General features: G+C 35.2%; 11 protein-coding genes. 6 read left to right on the top strand and 5 right to left on the bottom strand.

The features are described 5' to 3' along the window. Positions 1–5: 5 nt before the first annotated feature. Positions 6–3,152: a glycoside hydrolase family 2 TIM barrel-domain containing protein gene (locus DMB68_RS06805; protein ID WP_110345860.1), complete on the bottom strand. Its 3,147-nt coding sequence runs from the start codon at positions 3,150–3,152 to the stop codon at positions 6–8. Positions 3,153–3,547: 395 nt separating this feature from the next. Here DMB68_RS06805 and DMB68_RS06800 point away from each other — a divergent pair, with 395 nt between their 5' ends. The 5 genes from DMB68_RS06800 (at position 3,548) to DMB68_RS06780 (ending at position 12,980) form a co-directional block, all read left to right on the top strand. Next, the gene (locus DMB68_RS06800; protein ID WP_196783687.1) at positions 3,548–6,526 is read left to right on the top strand and encodes a glycosyl hydrolase 115 family protein; all 2,979 of its coding nucleotides are present in this window, start codon (positions 3,548–3,550) and stop codon (positions 6,524–6,526) included. Between the two features lie 61 nt (positions 6,527–6,587). Continuing rightward, positions 6,588–7,715, top strand: coding sequence for a glycoside hydrolase family 43 protein (locus DMB68_RS06795; RefSeq protein WP_110345859.1), 1,128 nt, complete (start codon positions 6,588–6,590; stop codon positions 7,713–7,715). 1,019 nt (positions 7,716–8,734) lie between these two features. After that, a complete protein-coding gene (locus tag DMB68_RS06790) occupies positions 8,735–9,520 on the top strand; it encodes a LytR/AlgR family response regulator transcription factor (RefSeq protein WP_110345858.1) in 786 nt (261 codons plus the stop codon). An 8-nt stretch (positions 9,521–9,528) separates the two neighbouring features. Continuing rightward, positions 9,529–12,573, top strand: a complete 3,045-nt coding sequence (locus DMB68_RS06785; RefSeq protein ID WP_165830105.1) for a PAS domain S-box protein — start codon at positions 9,529–9,531, stop codon at positions 12,571–12,573. After that, entirely contained in the window at positions 12,570–12,980 is a 411-nt protein-coding gene (locus tag DMB68_RS06780) for a response regulator (protein WP_110345856.1), read from the top strand. Before DMB68_RS06785 ends, DMB68_RS06780 begins: the two co-directional genes overlap by 4 nt. A gap of 163 nt (positions 12,981–13,143) precedes the next feature. Here the strand turns inward: DMB68_RS06780 and DMB68_RS23725 are convergent, their stop codons facing one another. The 3 genes from DMB68_RS23725 to DMB68_RS06765 all read right to left on the bottom strand — a co-directional run bounded on the left by DMB68_RS23725 (position 13,144) and on the right by DMB68_RS06765 (position 15,925). After that, positions 13,144–13,278: a hypothetical protein gene (locus DMB68_RS23725; RefSeq protein ID WP_262510111.1), complete on the bottom strand. Its 135-nt coding sequence runs from the start codon at positions 13,276–13,278 to the stop codon at positions 13,144–13,146. Between the two features lie 134 nt (positions 13,279–13,412). Further along, positions 13,413–14,921, bottom strand: a complete 1,509-nt coding sequence (locus DMB68_RS06770) for a PAS domain-containing sensor histidine kinase (RefSeq protein WP_110345855.1) — start codon at positions 14,919–14,921, stop codon at positions 13,413–13,415. 812 nt (positions 14,922–15,733) lie between these two features. Beyond that, a complete protein-coding gene (locus tag DMB68_RS06765; RefSeq protein WP_110345854.1) occupies positions 15,734–15,925 on the bottom strand; it encodes a cold-shock protein in 192 nt (63 codons plus the stop codon). A 709-nt stretch (positions 15,926–16,634) separates the two neighbouring features. Between DMB68_RS06765 and DMB68_RS06760 the strand changes: the two genes are divergently transcribed. Beyond that, complete coding sequence (locus DMB68_RS06760) at positions 16,635–17,138, top strand: response regulator (protein ID WP_110345853.1); 504 nt, start codon at positions 16,635–16,637, stop codon at positions 17,136–17,138. 239 nt (positions 17,139–17,377) lie between these two features. Here DMB68_RS06760 and DMB68_RS06755 read toward each other — a convergent pair whose 3' ends face one another. Then, entirely contained in the window at positions 17,378–18,451 is a 1,074-nt protein-coding gene (locus DMB68_RS06755; protein WP_165830104.1) for an alpha/beta hydrolase, read from the bottom strand. Positions 18,452–18,454: the final 3 nt, after the last annotated feature.

Genomic DNA, 18,454 nt, shown 5'->3' with positions numbered 1-18,454 from the left:
TCAGGTCAAAATAAATTAATGGTATAAGTGAATTCTGTTGGCACTGCAAAAACCTGATATTTTTCAAGAGGCCTTGGACCACAACTGGCAGATCCAACACCTAATGTTTTGGTTGAAATGCAGAAAACTGTTGCAGTACTTGGGGGTAAATCAATTTTATATTCTACTGGATGCATTTGCTCGTCAGTATGAGGAAGTGCTGCTACCTGCATCAGTTTTTCATCTGCTTTTATCATAAGAGATGGCATTTCTTTACCACTTAATTTTGCCCAACTAACCTCTTCATGATTGCCTCGCTCCATTGGTTTTTCATATTCGTATTGCTCATTTACTCCCAATTCATAAATGCCAACTTCGGCTGAACTTTTTCGATCAGAATAGTTTTCGAATGGCCCCCTACCAAAAAATGACATGCGATCCAGTTTTTTATCCAGTAACATTCGTACCCCAATTCGGGCCAAATTAATACGGAAACCAATAAACTGAACATCGTTATCCACTTTTATCGATCCATCACCTTTAATTAAATACGTTGCCGTATGATAAACGCCAAAACCTTCTTTACCATCTGCTTTTGTTGTAGAAGTAACCCTAACGGAGTATTTATCAATAGTTTCAACTTTAAAATCGACCACTTTGTATTGAAGCGTAGTTACTCCGTATTTTTCCCATTGCTGGTAAGCCCAATCATCATCATTACGGTGTGAGGCACGCCACAAATGTAATTTAGGTGAACCATTAGGGGTTAGAAGATTGATTCCATTTTTATTTAACTGATTCATGAAGCCAGTTTTCTTATCAAAACTTACAGAAAAATCCTTTCCTGAAATAATAGTCGATTCAGGATTTTGAACGAGTTTAACTGTCTGAGTAGTTTTTATTTCTTTTTGAGGCAGCGTATTGACCGGAACTTTAAACTGTTCTGTTGCTACTTCAAAATCCTTATCTGCCCAAAGCGTTTTTTCTTTTTGCTTATATGAAATTCTTAAATAATATTCCGAACCTGCTTTAGGATGCTCTATTTTATAAGGAATATTGGCCGTAAAAATTCCTTTCCCCCAGGTAGGGCGTATTTTAATTTTTCCGCTGCCAATTTCCTGTCCGTTTTCTGTCAGGCTCCAGATGGCATCAAAACCATCCAGAGAAATAAACTGGTATTTATTCTTAATTCTGATACTTCCGTTAACGGGATCAGTAAGTTCGGTATCAATCCATTGAAAGGCTTTTTTCATTTCAGGATAATGTGGCTTTACATTATTTCCTTCTGTGGCGCGGTCATATGAAATTACTCCTTTATGGATAAAATAGTGGTCATTTGGCTTTTCACCAAAACCGCCTCCGTAAGCTAAAATTGGATGATTAGGATCACGCCTGTTCCACAATGCCTGATCCTGGAATTCCCAAATTGCGCCTCCCAAAATTTCAGGGTTATCGTCAAATGCTTTAGAATATTCATCAAGAGATCCCATTGAGTTGAACATAGCATGAATAAACTCACAAACATAAAATGGTTTGGTAAGCCCCCAGTTCTTAACCATATCAACGTATTCAGCTGCAGTGCCATACATACGGCCGTCTAAGTCTGCAGGATTGTTTTTACCCGCTCCAAAACGTTCATAATGAACAAAACGTGTAGAATCAATTGCCTTAACTTCAGCCATGGCAGCTTTAAGATTTGTGCTGACACCACCACCTTCATTTCCAAGTGACCATATAATGACGGATGGATGATTTTTAAAATTTTCAACATTCGCCACATTACGGTCAATAATAGCAGCTTTTATGGTTGGTTCTTCATCAAATCGTGTATCATAACCATGGTATTCCATATTCGCTTCAGCAACTAACCAGATTCCCCATTTGTCACATAACTCATACCAACGCGGATCATTTGAGTAATGACTAGTACGGATATGATTACAATTTCCTTGTTTAATGACTTCAAGATCACGAATCATTTGTTCTTCCGTAACGGCATGCCCAACATCAGACCAGTGTTCATGACGGTTTACACCTTTCAGTTTTATAGGTACACCATTTGCCATAAAAACACGTCCTTTAATTTCTACTTTACGAAACCCTATTTTTGATGAAACTATTTCGCCTTCAGAATTTGTCAATACAACAGTATACAGGTGAGGCGTTTCTGCTGTCCATTTTAATGGATTTACCACTTTGATTTTTACGTTAAGTGATTCTTCTTTATTAGCTTTAAGTGCAGTGCCCACTACATTTCCTTTGGCTATTTCCTTTCCTTCTTTATCATAAAGTGTAGCTGTGAATGTTTGTGGTTTGGCAGTTTTATCACTATAATTTTTAATTTTTGCTGATACATCCAATGTTGCATCCTTGTATTCCTTGTCCAAATCTGTTTTCACAAAAAAGTCACGGATATGTACTTGTGGAGCACTCCAGAGCGTTACATTCCTAAAAATTCCGTGCAGACGCCACATATCCTGATCTTCCAGCCATGTGCCAGAGCTGTATTGGTAAACCTCTACAGCAATTGTATTCTTGCCGGGTTTCAGATATTTGGTGAGATCAAATTCGGCAGCATTTCGACTATTTACACTAAAACCCACTTTTTGACCGTTTACCCACAAAAAGAAGGCACTATCAACGCCGTCAAAAGTTATAAAAGTACGTCGGCCTATCCATTCAGCAGGAACAGAAAATTCTCTACGATAGCTTCCTACTGGATTTCTTTCAGTGTAAGATGTATACCATTTCTCTGGTTCACTCATTACATGCGGATAATCTTTTTTGATGGTATATCCTAAGTTTCTGTAAAATGGGGTTCCATAACCATGAATTTCCCAGTTGGAAGGTACAGTGATTTCTTTCCAGCCAGAGACATCGTAATCAGGCTTATAGAAATCAGCAGGGCGTTTTTCCGGAGTTGGCACCCAGTTAAATTTCCATTGTCCATTAAGGCTTGTGCAAAATGATGAGGCATGGCGATTGCCTTTCAACGCTTCTGTAATGTTGGCATAAGGCATTAATGTGGCATGATAGGGTTCTTTGTTTATGCCTAGTAATTCGGGGTTATCAATTTCTGGAGGAATTGGAGACAATGAAGTATCTTGAGCCTGAGTTAAATTTAGAAAAGATAGTGATACTAAAATCAGAATTAAATGGTTGTATTTTTTCATTAGTGTATTGTTTTACTTGACCTTGTATTTTTTTTGTAAAAATTTGAAAATCATTATTTAAACTACCAGCACCTTGGTTATAGGATTTAAAGTGTAGATTCAACACTTTTGATAAGCAAATATAATTATTATTACGTAACAATCGGTTGTGTATCGGTTTTTATATGTTCTTATTGTTTCAATTTTAGTGATTTAAAGTAATCAAAATTATCATGCAACCGATTGTGTTAGCTTTTATTTTTTTATATTTGTAAAAAATACACTTATTATTTGCATACTATCATTTTTGCTTGTGCTGATTTTTGATACTATTCCCGTAGTTTTCCAGAGCCCAAAATATAGTATAAGCGAAAAAGAAAAAAGAAGACTAATTTAAAAAGAAAAAAAATTACATTATGATGCAATTCCAATTGAAGTATTATAAAGTATCACTACTGTTTTTAGTATTGACGATAAATACCAATGGTCAGTCCATTCAAAAAAAGAAATGGGAGACACCACAAGCTTATGTTATAAATGAATTCCAGCCTAAGGCTTTTACAATAGCCTCAAATGGCAGTTCAGCTGCAATTTACATAGACCCAAATGATTGGAAAGGAGTCAATCATGCAGCTAAAAATTTAGCCGATGATATTCGAAAGGTCACCGGAACAGCTTCCAGGGTTTTTGAAAATACTAAGCCGGCAAAGAACAGCATCGTTATAGGAACCATAGGAAAAAGTCGCATAATTGATCAATTAATTGCCTCTAAAAAATTAGATGTCTCTTCTGTCAGGGGAAAGTGGGAATCCTTTTTAATCCAGACAATAGACGGACAGCTTATAGTTGCAGGCAGTGATAAACGGGGCACTATTTATGGTATATATGATATTTCGGAAAAAATCGGGGTATCGCCTTGGTATTTCTGGGCTGATGTTCCCATAAAAAAGGCAACAGCGCTTTATGTTAAACAAGGTAGATACATTCAGGACCCTCCAAAAGTAAAATATCGTGGTATATTTATTAATGATGAGGAACCTTCCTTCGGTCAGTGGGCAAGAAATGCTTATGGCGGAATCAATTCAAAAATGTATGCTACTATTTTTGAATTATTGCTGCGCCTAAAGGCCAATTATTTATGGCCTGCCATGTGGGGAAAATCCTTTAACGAGGACGATCCTCTTAACCCTGTAGTGGCAGATGAATATGGAATAGTGATGGGAACATCACACCATGAGCCCATGATGCGTTCACAAAAAGAATATACCAACAGGAAAGAACAGATAGGGGAATGGAATTACGCTACCAATAAAAAAAATATCGATCAGTTTTTCCTGGAAGGACTGCAGCGTAATAAAAATTTTGACAACCTCATCACCATAGGGATGCGAGGTGAGGGTGATGTGGCAATGGGAGAAGGCAATGATCTGGAAAATATCAAAACACTGCAGGATGTTGTTAAGGGACAGCGGGAAATTATGGAGAAAGTATATAAGGACAATCCGGCAAATCATCCCCAGCTATGGGCCATATTCACTGAAGTGCAGCGCTATTACGATGCGGGATTAACAGTGCCTAATGATGTGACGCTTTTGTTTTGTGATAACAACTGGGGATATATCCGCCGCACGATGCCCGAGAAGGAAAAAAATAGAAAAGGCGGGGCAGGGCTCTATTATCACATTGATATGAACGGCGGTCCCTGGAACGATCGCTGGATCAACACCACCACGATCCCGAAATTGCAGCAGCAGTTTCATTTAGCATACGAGTCTGGTTTGGATAGAATATGGATTGTAAATGTAGGGGATCTTAAGCCCAAAGAGCTTCCCATTGATTTTATTATGCGGTTTGCATGGAACCCCGATGTAATTCCGGCTGACAAAACAATGGATTATACGGTTGATTGGGCAGGAAGGATATTTGGGAAAGAGCATGCAGAGGAGGTTGCAGATATTGTGTCAAAATATACGAAATACAACCTTTGGCGCAAGCCAGAAGCACAGGTACCAAATATTTTCAGTATTGTGAATCACTACGAGTCGGACCGTGTATTGAAACTATGGAAAGATTTGGTGGAAAAAGCAGAATCGCTTCAGTCAAAAATACCTGTTCAGGCTCGCGATGCCTACTATCAACTGGTTTTATATCCTGTAAAGGCTTCTGCCGGAGTGGCTGAAATTTATTTGGCAGCCGATAAAAACATGCTTTATGTAAAACAAGGCAGGCTAAGTGCAAATGATTATTATAAAAGGGCTCATGAGCTCTTTGAAGAGGATCAGAAACTGAGCGCTTTTTATAACGACTCCATAGCAGGAGGGAAGTGGAAAAACATGATGAGTGATATTCATATAGGCTATAAAATGTGGTCAATGCCCAAAGCCAATACGCTACCTGAGATGAAACAAATCAAGCCATTACAGGAGCCTTCAATGGGAGTAGCCCTGGAAGGAAGTGAATTGTCATGGCCGGATCCAGTCCAAAAAGCAGCGCTGCCCTTATTTGACGGGCTAGCTAAATCAAGTTATTATATTGATGTGTTCAACCGCGGTATGGGAACTTTTGAATTTGAAGCTAAAGCAGATAAGCCATGGGTCAAATTAAGCCAGAATAAAGGACTTGTTGAAAAAGAAAGCCGTATTGAAGTAAATATAGATTGGGATATTTTACCTGATGGAACATCAGAAGCTCTAATTGAAATCAGGCAGGGGAAAAAAATACTGCCAGTGCATATTACGGCTGTAAAAGCTGCGATGCCAAAAATTAATGAGCCCTATTTTGGAAGCCTAACAGGTGAGTTTTCCATACCTTCGAATAAATACAATGCCAATATACCAGGTGATAACGCTAAATGGGTAATTCTTTCAGATTTAGGCAGATCTGATGCCTCTATTGGAATTGATCCTGTAACAGCACCAAGCGCTGCTATTGAATCTGCTCCAAGACTAGAGTATAAAATATTCCTTCCCAAAATGGGTAAAGCTAAATTCTGTCTGGGCATTCTCCCTGTTCAGGATATCAATCCTGAAAGGGGACTTAGAATGGCAGTGGCATTAGACAATCAAACCCCTCAAATCCTGGACGCTCGCAAAGGTCTGGTGGATACTTTTGGTGAATATACACCTTCTAATTTAGCGCATTCAAAAGTTTTAAAACCACTTCCTGCCCTAAGCATGGATATTGATTTTATCGGCAATGGAAAACTGCGTCGCAATGAGGTTTTTGATAACCTGAGATGGCTGGATATAGAGCTTGATGCAGAGCAGTCGGGCATTCATACCTTAAAGGTTTTTATGATTGATCCCGAAATTGTGCTGGAGAAAATTGTAGTGAATCCTGATAACAGCCATACCAGTTATTTTGGCGCAGTCCCAATCCAGCATAATTTAAAATAGTACAGTTATTTGTGAAAATTGTGCTATCAATTAAAAAGTATTTAAGAGTAATAAAAACATTATGAGAAATCCCCTTTTTTTATTTATTTTCATTTTTTCTACTGCCAGTTTTGCCCAAAAAGTTACTGCCGGTAAGGAAACTAAAACAGATACAGCATCAAAAGTATTTAAGTATACCAATCCTATGACCCGTGATTCTGTTCTTTCCATGCGTGATTATATGATTGTAAAATCAGATAGCAAGTGGTATGCAACAGGTACTTCGAATCCTGTATGGACAGGACCTAATCCTGGTGTAAAGCTTTTGGTTTCGGATGATTTGGTAAATTGGAAATTTCATTCCTATCTTATTGATGCCGCTAAATTGCCCAAGGACTGTCCTTATAATGGCCGTTTCTGGGCACCTGAAATCCATTTGATCCAGAATAAATACTATCTCACTATAAACAGCGGCAAGGTGACCAAGGAAGATCCCAAAGGGATGAGCACACACAGTATCTGGCTTTTCTCATCGGATAAGATTACAGGTCCCTATAAGTTGGTCAACGGACCGCTGACCAGCCAATATAACAATGATTCTACGTTATTTGAAGATGATAATGGAGATACTTATCTGTACTGTAGCGGCAACGGACTTTTTCAGGCAAAAATTGATTTAAAATCAGGCAAGTTGACCACACCCATTGAGAAGTTTCTGGATAAAAAACAGCCGGGTTATCCTGAGTGGATGATTGGCGGAATTGAAGGACCTTATGTGATTAAAAAAGAAGGAACCTATTTTATGTTTTTTTCTAGCTGGACACGAGGATATGAAGTAGGATTATTAAAATCAAAATCACCAATGGGACCTTGGGAATTAGTTTCCAAGGAACCTATATTTGGCACCCGAAAAAAAGGGTACCGCCCTGAGCTCGCTGTAAGCGGAGGTTACGATCACCTGCAATTTACAGATACCCAGGATCCATATCAGGAAACTGGACACAATGCCCTGTTTGAAGGACCCGATGGCAGTTTATGGACTTCATGCCATTATTTTATGGATGAAAAAAGGCCTTATCCCTACAGCCAGAGCTTTGAGAAGTGGGAGAAGTTTCCTCAGATGGGAATTGAGCCTGTACAATATGCCAATGGCCGGTTCTACATTAATCCTCCCACATGGACACAGCAGATTATAAACCTTAAAAATTAAAATGCGGAAATAAATCTTTACATGGGATTTATACCTGTAAATTTCTCTCCTATGACTGATTTTTTCACTAATGGATTACTGAAACTGGTATCGGTATCGTCCGGCAAAAGTTTGCTAATAGAGTATTGGGGTAAGTGATTTGAAAAGACATATTAATTTTTTTCAGGAGCTCTTTCCGCTATACTTTCCAATCTTTTGTGCCGAACACCGGCACAAAAGGATTTCACTGCTATCGGGGCTATGGCCGCAGCGGACGTAATCTTGTCTTTGGAGAAATGTAAAACGTATTAAAATACTATCATATCCTTTATCAGTTGATAATTTCGTTATCAACCTGTATCGTTTAAACTACTTCGGATAGTAAATAGATTTCGTGTACAAATAAAAAAGAATGACTTTCAAGTAAAAATGATAAGTAATTTACAATGTATAATCGTTATGATTATCCTAATTATAATTAAAAAAGAGCATTTATTCCAGACATTTTGGAGCGTGAAGTAAAGGAAATATACCAGGAAGAAAGGAAATGAATGCCTGAAACAGATATAAAACCACGAAATCCATAGCAAATAACTTCTTTAGCGAAATTATTTTAGAAGCCTATATCAAACTTTATTTGTTATAACTCTTATGCAGAAAATTAATTGTAAATTTGAAATTGTAATTAATTAGTAATCAAATAATTAATTTACGAAATGTTAATTAATGACAAAGTAGTTGTTATTAAAAAAGCATTCAACACAAAAATGATTAGTTATTACTCACTAACCTACTTAAAGAATGCAGTTGCTGAGAATCATCTCATGATAGCAATTTTCCATCGCTTATTCCTATATATGCTCGCTTATTACTTTATGTTTCAAAAAAATGTAAATATACATGCTGCGCTCTATTATTGCTTTAATTTAAATCCGTTACTTATTCATTGTTTTTTATAATTAAAACTATAAAAATCAGAAGACTAATTTATTTTGAACATTAAATTAATAAAGATAAAATCCATTCAACATACCAAATCCATGACATCTATTAAGGCTATAATCATAACGGAACAAACAGACACTTTACTTATTTTAAAAAAATTTGAAGAAGAGAACTTTATGATTATAAAAATAATCGGTGAAGCTTTTTCCGTAATTGAAGGCATATCTATGATAAAAAACAACAAACCTGATGTCGTGTTTTTAGATATTCAACTGCAGGACAATACCTTTTTTGAAATGCTTGAACAATTAGAATTTAGTATTCCTAAATTGGTTTTTATCTCTACTAATGAAAATATTGCCGTGAAGGCATTTAAACACAATGCGATTGATTTTATCTTAAAGCCAATTGATTTTAACGCTATGATTTTAGCGGTTTATAAAGTAATCAAAAGAATTGAAATGGAGCGTTCCTACCAAAATCAAAACATTGATAATATTAATATTTTAAACTCAATTAAGCAGTCAAATGAATATGTTGCTATTGCTTCTTTGGATAAAATAGAATTAATTGCCATGGCAGAAATTATCTTGTGCCAGGCTGATGGGAAATACACTAATTTTTTTCTCGTAAATGGCAGTAAAATCATGTCAAGCAGGAATTTAGGAGAATACACCGCTATTCTGGACAATAACTATTTTTTTAGAATACATCATTCCTATATAATTAATATTCGTCATGTCGTTAAAATATCAAAGAAGGATGGCTATTTCTGTGAACTTTCAAACGGAACAATTCTACCGGTTGCAAAAAGGAGACAGGAGGATTTTAATAAGTTCATAAACTTAAAGATTAATATCAAAAACATTTCGGCTATATAATGTTGTCTATGGAAACTAAAATATTAATAATTGAGCAGGACTCTTCCGTTATTAAGTTGATTCAACGCGAGTTGGAATTAAATAATATCATTTGCATAACAAATGTTGTGCAATCTATGAAGGAATTTGTACTGGCTCTCAATCAGTTTAAACCAGATCTGATAATTTCCAATTATTCCCTTTCATTTTTTGATGGGATTACTGCATTTGAAATAAAGGAAAAGCTGGCGCCACAAATTCCATTTATTTTTGTTTCTAAAATTATTGGTCAAGAGGATGTTGTTGAATGGATTAACAAGGATTTTATTTTTTTTAACAGCAGCAACAATAATACTTTTTTCGAGAAATCAATTTCAAAATCATATAAAGAAAAACAGAGTTTTGAGGTTATTGATAATCTATCCGAGCAAAAAAAGGCTGATGATGCTTTTAAAATGAGCGAATCTTTCAGTACAGGAATCCTTGATTCATTAGCTTCTCATATTGCTGTTATAAATGCAAAAGGAACCATTCTTAAAGTAAATAAATCATGGAATACATTTGCCCAAAATAATGGCGGGTATCCTCAGGAAAAATATGGCGAAGGAGCAAACTATTTTGAGGCATGTAATATTCAAAATATAGGTACAGAAGAATTTGCTTTTAAAGCATTGAAAGGAATTAAAAACGTTCTTAACGGTATCGTAAATGAATTTTATTTAGAATATCCCTGTCATTCTCCTCAAAAAGACATGTGGTTTAATATGAGGGTGAGTAGATTTGAAAGCTCTGAAAACATGGCGTTGATTGAACATCATGATATATCTGAACGTAAAATAGCAGAAATAGAACTTTCCGGGACGACTAAAGCACTCCAGAAGTCCTTAAATGATAATAATAAAATTTTAAATTTCTCAGTGGATTTGATTTGTTCCTATGATGAAAAGGGGCTGTTTGTAAATGTGAATAAAGCCTCAGAAATTATTTTAGGATATAAGCCTGAAGAATTGATAGGCAAAAAGTATATGGACTTAATATTTCATGATGATATTGAAATTACCATAGATGCGGTTAATAATGTTCAAAATGGCGTACAGTTAACTATGTTTGAAAATCGATATATCCATAAAAACGGAAATATTGTTTACTTACTTTGGTCTGCAGCCTGGGATGATGTTTATAAAATTAGTTATGGAATAGCCAAAGATATCACCGATAAAAAAAAATTAGAAAAAGCCTTTGAAATTGAAAGACAGCGGTTCGATGATTTGTATTTGCAGGCTCCCTCCTGTATGGGGATTTTAAAAGGACCTAATCATGTTTATGAACTGGCAAACAATTTATACCTGAAATTAATTGATAAAAAAGATATCATTGGCAAAACAGTAAAAGAAGTTTTGCCTGAGCTTGAAGCACAAGGGATTTTTGAATTTTTAGATACGGTTTATAAAACCGGAGAAACCTTTTCAGCCAATGAAATGCTGATTAAATTTGATTATCATGGAGATGGAAAACTGCATGATACTTATTTAAATTTTATTTATCAGGCACATAGAGGTATTGACGGAACTATTGACGGTATTCTATTCTTTGCCAATGATGTAACAGAACAAGTTTTATCCCGCAAAAAGATAGAAGACAGCTTACTTCGTTATAATTCTCTTATCGAACAGGCAAGCGATGCCATTTGTTTTATGGATGAGTCAATGAAAATCATTGAGGCAAATCACTATGCCTGTGATAAATTAGGCTATTCGAAAAAAGAGATTTTACAGCTTTCTATAGAAGACTTCTTTTTGGAGGAAGATCTTAAGGTAAGTCCTTTAAGAACAGACGCATTAAAACGGGGAAAAACAATAAGGGATGAACGAAGGGTTAAAAGAAAGGACGGAATTTTGCTTGATGTAGAATTGTCTGCAAAAAAACTTAAAGATGGAAACACGCTTCTCTTTGTCCGTGATATTAGTGAACATAAAAAAGCGCAGAACACCCTTAAAGAAAATGAAAAAAAATACCGTTACCTCTTTGACCATAATCCAATGGCAATGTGGGTTATTGATTTAGTTACTTTAAAATTTTTAGATGTCAATAAAATGGCAGTGCTGCAATATGGATATAGCCGTGAGGAATTCCTTTCGATGAATGTTCTGGACATAAGACCAGACCACGATAAAGATAATTTCATAAAATCACTTAATTCTTCAGAAATTAATGCAACAAGTTTTAATAGGGGAGTGTGGAATCATCAGAAGAAAGACGGCACCATTATTCCGGTAGAAATCATTGCGCATGAAATAATTTATGAAGGAATTCCTGCACGTTTCATCCTTTCTAACGACATTACAGATCGAAAAAAAGCAGAACTAAATTTAGAAAGACGAAATAAGGAACTTATCAAAACTAATTCAGAACTGGATCGTTTTGTTTATAGCGTATCCCATGATTTACGTTCTCCTCTTACCTCAATTCTTGGGCTGCTTTCTTTTATAGAAGATGAAAGTGAGGAGGAAGATACTCTTGAACATGCTAAAATGATACGCAATAGTATCAACCGTTTGGATGAGTTCATTAAAAATATTTTAAATTACTCCCGAAACAACCGCACAGGACTTGAAGTCGAAAAGATTTCGATTCAGGAAACAGTATATGGTATATTGGATTCGCTTCAAAGTGTGAGCGAAGCGAAAGGAATTAATTATGAAATTGATATAAAAGAACTGTATCCCTTTTACACAGACAGGCTGCGATTGAATACCATCTTAGAAAACCTTATTTCAAATGCTATAAAATATCACAAAAGAGAGGAATGTGATAAATATATAAGAATAACAGGATGTTCAGATAAAGAAAATCTTAATATTATTATTGCTGATAACGGGATTGGAATTGCGCCAGAATATCATCAAAAAATATTTGAGATGTTTTTTCGAATATCCGGCAATAAGGACGGCTCGGGTATCGGCTTATATATCGTAAAAGATACTATAGAAATTTTGCAGGGTTCCATAGAATTAAAGTCAGAGAAGGGGCAAGGAACCACATTTATTATCAAACTAAAAAATTTGAAACCATGATAACAGGATCACAAGCAAAATTTGAAAACGTAATGATTATTGATGACAATATTATAGATCTTTATATTCCGTCACGTATGATCATTAAAAATAATTTTGGGAAAAATGTTTTAGAATATTCAGATGCAGCAGAGGCTCTTAAATACCTCCAGGAAAATCAGGAAAATATTGATGTTTTGCCACAGGTAATATTTGTCGATATATATATGCCCGTTATGTCAGGGTTTGATTTTATGGAAGCCTATGACAAACTGTCTCTCACTTTAAAAAATTATTGCAGGACCTATATTCTATCTTCAACAATTGATAATGAAGATATTGCCCGATCACTTAGCGATAAGAATGTGGTTGCTTTTCACGTTAAGCCAATTACCAAAGAGTTTCTTGACCGAATTACTGTTGACTGAATTTTTCTACTTTCTCTTCGTGCCTGAGGTAAACAGCGTTGACTTTCTGCGGACAAATAATATGGATTTTAAATAAAAATGCTATTTTAAAAAAATAAAAAAGAGGCAATTCACAACCTCTTTCAATTAATATATCATTTTACGTAGTTTGGAGATACGCATTTTAACCATATTCTCCATCTGAAAAAAAGATAATTTCATTGGGATACTTGAGTGATAAAAATACATCGTTTAGAAGTTCCTGATCATCCAGGTCATCTTCTATGATGATTATATGCAGTATTGATTTGTTAATCAATGCTTCATGTTTGATTTAAAATCAATACTGCCCTTGAAATTCATCTGATAGTTATTCAATAATCAGTTATTCGTACTGATAAATACTGGATAAATTCCTAGCGTGATTTCATAAAAGTGTAAAAAGTATAGCTTTTATATAGTATCCATTTTTTGTCTTAAGGGAAGTGTAACTGTAAATTCCGCCCCGTTGTCTTTTTCACCTGTTGCAGTGATTTTTCCATTGTGTCTTTTAACGATTTTTCTGCAGAGTGCCAGACCAAGGCCATTACCTTCGTACTCATCTTTAGAATGCAGTCTTTCAAATGCCGTAAAAATTTTCTCTGCAAATGCTGCATCGAGGCCTATGCCATTATCCTTGATTGTAATTTGTACCAAATCCTGAGCATCTCTATTTATAATAGTATTGGTTATTATAACCCTGGGCGGCTGATTTGTTTTTGAAAATTTTAAAGCATTTTGTATCAGGTTATAGAAAAGCTGGTTAATTAGAATTGGCGCACCCTGTATTTTTGGAAGGTCACTGGTAACTAAAATGGCATCTTTTTCTCTTATGACCAGTTCTAGGTCTATTTTTATATTTTCAATAACTTCATTGAGATCTACGGTTTCAATAACTTGTAATGTTTTATCCAATGTAGAGTAGGTTAGGATTCCCTCGATAATATTTTCCATTCTCTGGGCAGACTGGCTTACTTTGTGAAGGTATTTTTTAGATTTTTCGTTAACATACCCTTCTATATCATTTCTTAAAAGATTATTGAAAATTTTAATTTTTCGCAGTGGCTCTCTAAGATCATGGCTGACTGCACCGGCAAATTGCATGAGATCATTATTTGACCGTGTTACTTCATCTGTACGGCTGGCAACCTGTTTTTTTAATTCTTCTTCAAACTCTCTCTGCTCATGGATATCCTGGATAATTCCAATTATAATTTTTGGATTGCCATCTTTATCTTTTAAAATCTTGCCTTCAATTTTAGTCCAGCGGGCAGAATTATCATTATTGATAATTCGGGCCTCATAGCTTATTCTTCCGCTTGTTTTAGCTTCCTGATGTGCTTTTTCACGTGCAGGCAGGTCATCAGGATGAAGTTTTGCAATTAAATCTTCATTGGTTACTTCGTTCTCAATTGAGCACATAGCATCAAAGTTTCCGGATGTTTTAATTTTTTTTGTAATAAGGTCTATTTCATAACTTCCTATTCCAGAACTGTCAATAGCCATTTTAAGTCTTTCATTCGAGTTTTGTACTTCTTCTTTTGCCAGTTGAAAATCGGTTACATCAGTGCCGGTATTAACTACACCATAGACATTTCCGTAATTATCAAAAAGGGGTATAAAACTATAATTAAAATAATGTTCCTTCATCATTCCCTCTATTACCAGATCTACTTTTTTACCTATAGCATGAAAAGCTATTCCGGTTTTAAGTACACCTAATGCCTGATCCAAAATTTGTTGTTTTTCAATTTCGGGAACAATGTCAAGATAGGTTTTTCCAATTACATCATTTCCTTTTCCGTAAGTTTTGATCATTGCGGCATTGGCTAATTCAATTTTTAGATTATCTCCCACATACACCCCAATGGGTAGGGGAATAGAGTCAATTATATTTTGTAAAAGGGATGAGTTTTGATACATGAGATGTTTAGGTTTAATTGGTGGAGGTTATTATAGCCACGCTAGTGCTTTAAAATATTTCTGTTACAGGTATTTAATATAGTGTATCATAATTTCAATAGTTAACCTTTGATTATTTCTGCTTGTTATTTTGTTATTTAAAAATTGCCTGCTGCAGTTTACTCTTATATCGGTTATTTCTTTAATTGCTTCTGCATATTCAAATAAAACTCAAAGTGAATAGCTAAGTTAAATAAAATAAACATTGTTTTGTTTAATGTTTTATTAAAATAATTAAACAATTGCGATCTGTAATATTTCAGTATTCTCTTTGAAATGAACTTCAATTGTTGTAAAGTTTCGTAAAGACTATGTGAGTGTCGAGAAAAAATATCTATTTAAAAAAAAAAATAAGCAGGTCATAACTTAATTTAAAAATCAATAGTATGGCGACTTTTTTGAGGTAGTAAGCAATCAGTATTACTTTTTTAAAACAAGAGTCGAAAATTACCAGGTTTAAAGTATCAGCTGAACAGCTCATAATCGTATTTATCAACATTGAAATCATTTTTAGGGCAACTATAAACCAGAGGTATTACCTGAAATTGAAAGTGTTGATGCTTTGATTTTTTGAACGGAGTCTAAAAACATGAAACTCATTTTAGCTTAAGACTTTTAATACTAATATTGGGTCTGCCGTTTCATGGTTTTATTTCTGATAGAATGCTTAAAACTAATTTAGCAAATCAATGAGAAGAGCATTTCCTAAATTTGCTAAAATAAAAAGCACCTGTTTAAGACAGATGCTTTTATAAACTAGTTCTATAACTATGTTACGCTATGATTACGTTTACTGCGTTTGGACCTCTTCGGCCTTCTTCGATGTCATATCGAACTGAGTCGCTTTCACGAATGTTTTCTGATAGACCTGAAACATGAACAAAAACTTCGTTACCACCATTATTGGGTGTTATAAATCCGAATCCTTTTTCTTCATTGAAAAATTTTACTGTACCTTCTTGCATCTTAAATATTTAATTTATCCAAATGTAGGCTATTAAAAAACAGCAAATCAAAACATAGCTTTTAATTATGTTTTTATTAACATTAATAGAAAGAAGTTATTTTACTATGAAGTAAATCAGCCTTGAAACTTTTTATTATAAATGGAAAACCCGTCAGATACTTGCGTATTAGACGGGCGTCCATAATAAACATAATCTTCCATTTTATGTCTACTTACAAATTCTTCTCAGAGATCTGACTGAATTAAAGATAAATAAACACAGAATAGTAGTCCTTGGAATGAACACTGCAGAACTATTTATATGATATGATTTTGCGCTTGAAAATTTACTAAGGTAAAACCAGGTTGATTTATACTTCAAAGGTGCAACTTAATGGTTGTGGTTTTACATGAATAAGTTTTATTTTTTTATAATTCCCATGACAATTATAAAAGTGGATACGGCAAGGCTCACAAATGATATTTTTTAAAAACTCAAAATCATAACTACCCTAGTGCAATGGGACCTACAATTGGTCCCGCCAAAGGGGATAATGCACAGGTCAAATAATTACGGCACTAGAGTTCAAATTCAGGTCACAGATGCCGCTAAGACTTCACAGGATGGATTTCAGGCAGAATCCTTAAACCTGAGGTCTTAAATTTTGCAGGTTATCATTTCATTTAAGCATTTTTAGTACTTTTGGGAATTATAAAAACGCTTCAAGATGATAAGCTCTGAAAACCCGTCTGCCGAAAACTTAAATGAAAAAGAGCCGGTAAAAATTATACTGGCCGAGGATGATAAGGACGACCAGGAATTATTCATCGATGCCCTGGATGAGGCTGATATTCCCTCTGATGTAACTACGGTTGAAAACGGGCAGCAGCTCGTGGATGCCTTAAAAGATAAATCCCAGCCCGATCCCGATATTATTTTTATAGATATCAATATGCCCGTTAAAGGAGGGAAGCAGGCGTTAGAAGAAATAAAGGGTGATAAAGACCTTCGGGACATTCCTGCCGTTATGCTCTCCACCTGGGACCATCCTGCAGATATTGAAGATACCTTTGATAAGGGAGCGAACCTTTATGTCCAGAAACCAAATTCTTTTGCCGGCTTTGTGCTTTTGCTAAAGAAAGTCTTTCTTCTGCACTGGGCCAAAGCTTTATTGAGACCAGTTATAAGTTTATTTTTTGTTTCGGAAAAGAATATATCGCAGCGGGACTAATAAGGAATTCATACCCGAAGTTGGCTGCTTTTCTTCAGGTATGCTCTTTATTCTTTATTTAATGTCTTTTTAGGAGCTTTTCCCACTATACGTTCCACCCGAGCGCAAGCGAATTGGCGAAGCAATCTTTGCGGCAAACCCCGCCGCAAAGGATTTCACTTCTATCCTTTAGATTTGTTAGGAAGATTTAATTGTATTAGAAGCTACTTCGATAATGATTTTTAAAAACTTAAAATTTCTTAATGTAAATATTTTTTAAAAAATGACTCTAACTTATCGAATGGAATTAATTCAATTTTGTCGTACAAATCTACGTGTCCTGCATCTTTAACATAATATAATTCTTTAGGCTCTGCAGCACGTTTATAAGCATCTTCACTAAATTCTTTTGAATGAGCTTTGTCGCCAGTTATAAAAAGCAGCGGACGTGGTGAAATAGTTTCTATATCATTAAACGGATAGAAATTATTGAATTTTGTATTACTGCTGAGTGTTGGATGGGTTGTAGTTTCCGAAGATCCGCCTTTAGGAGTATATTCGCCACGTGGAGTGCGATAGAATTCATAAAATTCACGCTGTATAGGATCTGTTTTGTCATCCAATTGATGAACAGTTCCGCTGGTATATTTGGTTTCGCCACCTGTGAATTCGACATAGCGCTGTTCTGCAGCTTCAAGTTGATTTTTCTTTCTTTGATCGACTGTCTGAGAATGGTTTAATGCATTACGACTTGCAGAACCCATATCATACATGCTAACCGTTGCAATAGCCTTCATTCTTGGGTCAATCTTTGCCGCACTAATAACAAAGCTTCCGCTTCCGCAAACTCCAATCGCTCCAATATCATTTCTATCCACAAATGGGCGTGTTCCCAAAAAGTCTACAGCAGCACTAAAATCTTCAGCGTAAATTTCAGGAGCTACCACATTTCGGGGTTCACCTGCGCTTTCTCCCCAAAAAGATAAATCAATCGCTAAAGTTATAAAGCCACAGTCTGCCATTTTTGAAGCATAGACATCAGCACTTTGTTCCTTTACAGCTCCCATGGGATGCCCAACAACAATAGCTGGATGTTTTGCGTCCTGATCTAAATTATTTGGAATAAATAAATGTCCTACTACATCCATATTATATTGGTTTTTAAAAGCAACGCGATACATTGTAACATTATCACTGACTTTAAAAGTTGTATATTCTTTTGATGATATTTGTTTCATTTCTTTCGTTTTTTCGGATTGATTCTTTTCTTTTTTTTGGGTACAGGCCTGACCCAATATCATTAGACTGGCGATTGCTAAAATTTTAATTTTCATCAT

Source organism: Flavobacterium hydrophilum (assembly GCF_003202405.1).
Taxonomy (GTDB): Bacteria; Bacteroidota; Bacteroidia; order Flavobacteriales; family Flavobacteriaceae; genus Flavobacterium; species Flavobacterium hydrophilum.
Note: the sequence above shows the minus strand (reverse complement) of the source record. Positions and strands in the feature narration are given on the sequence as shown.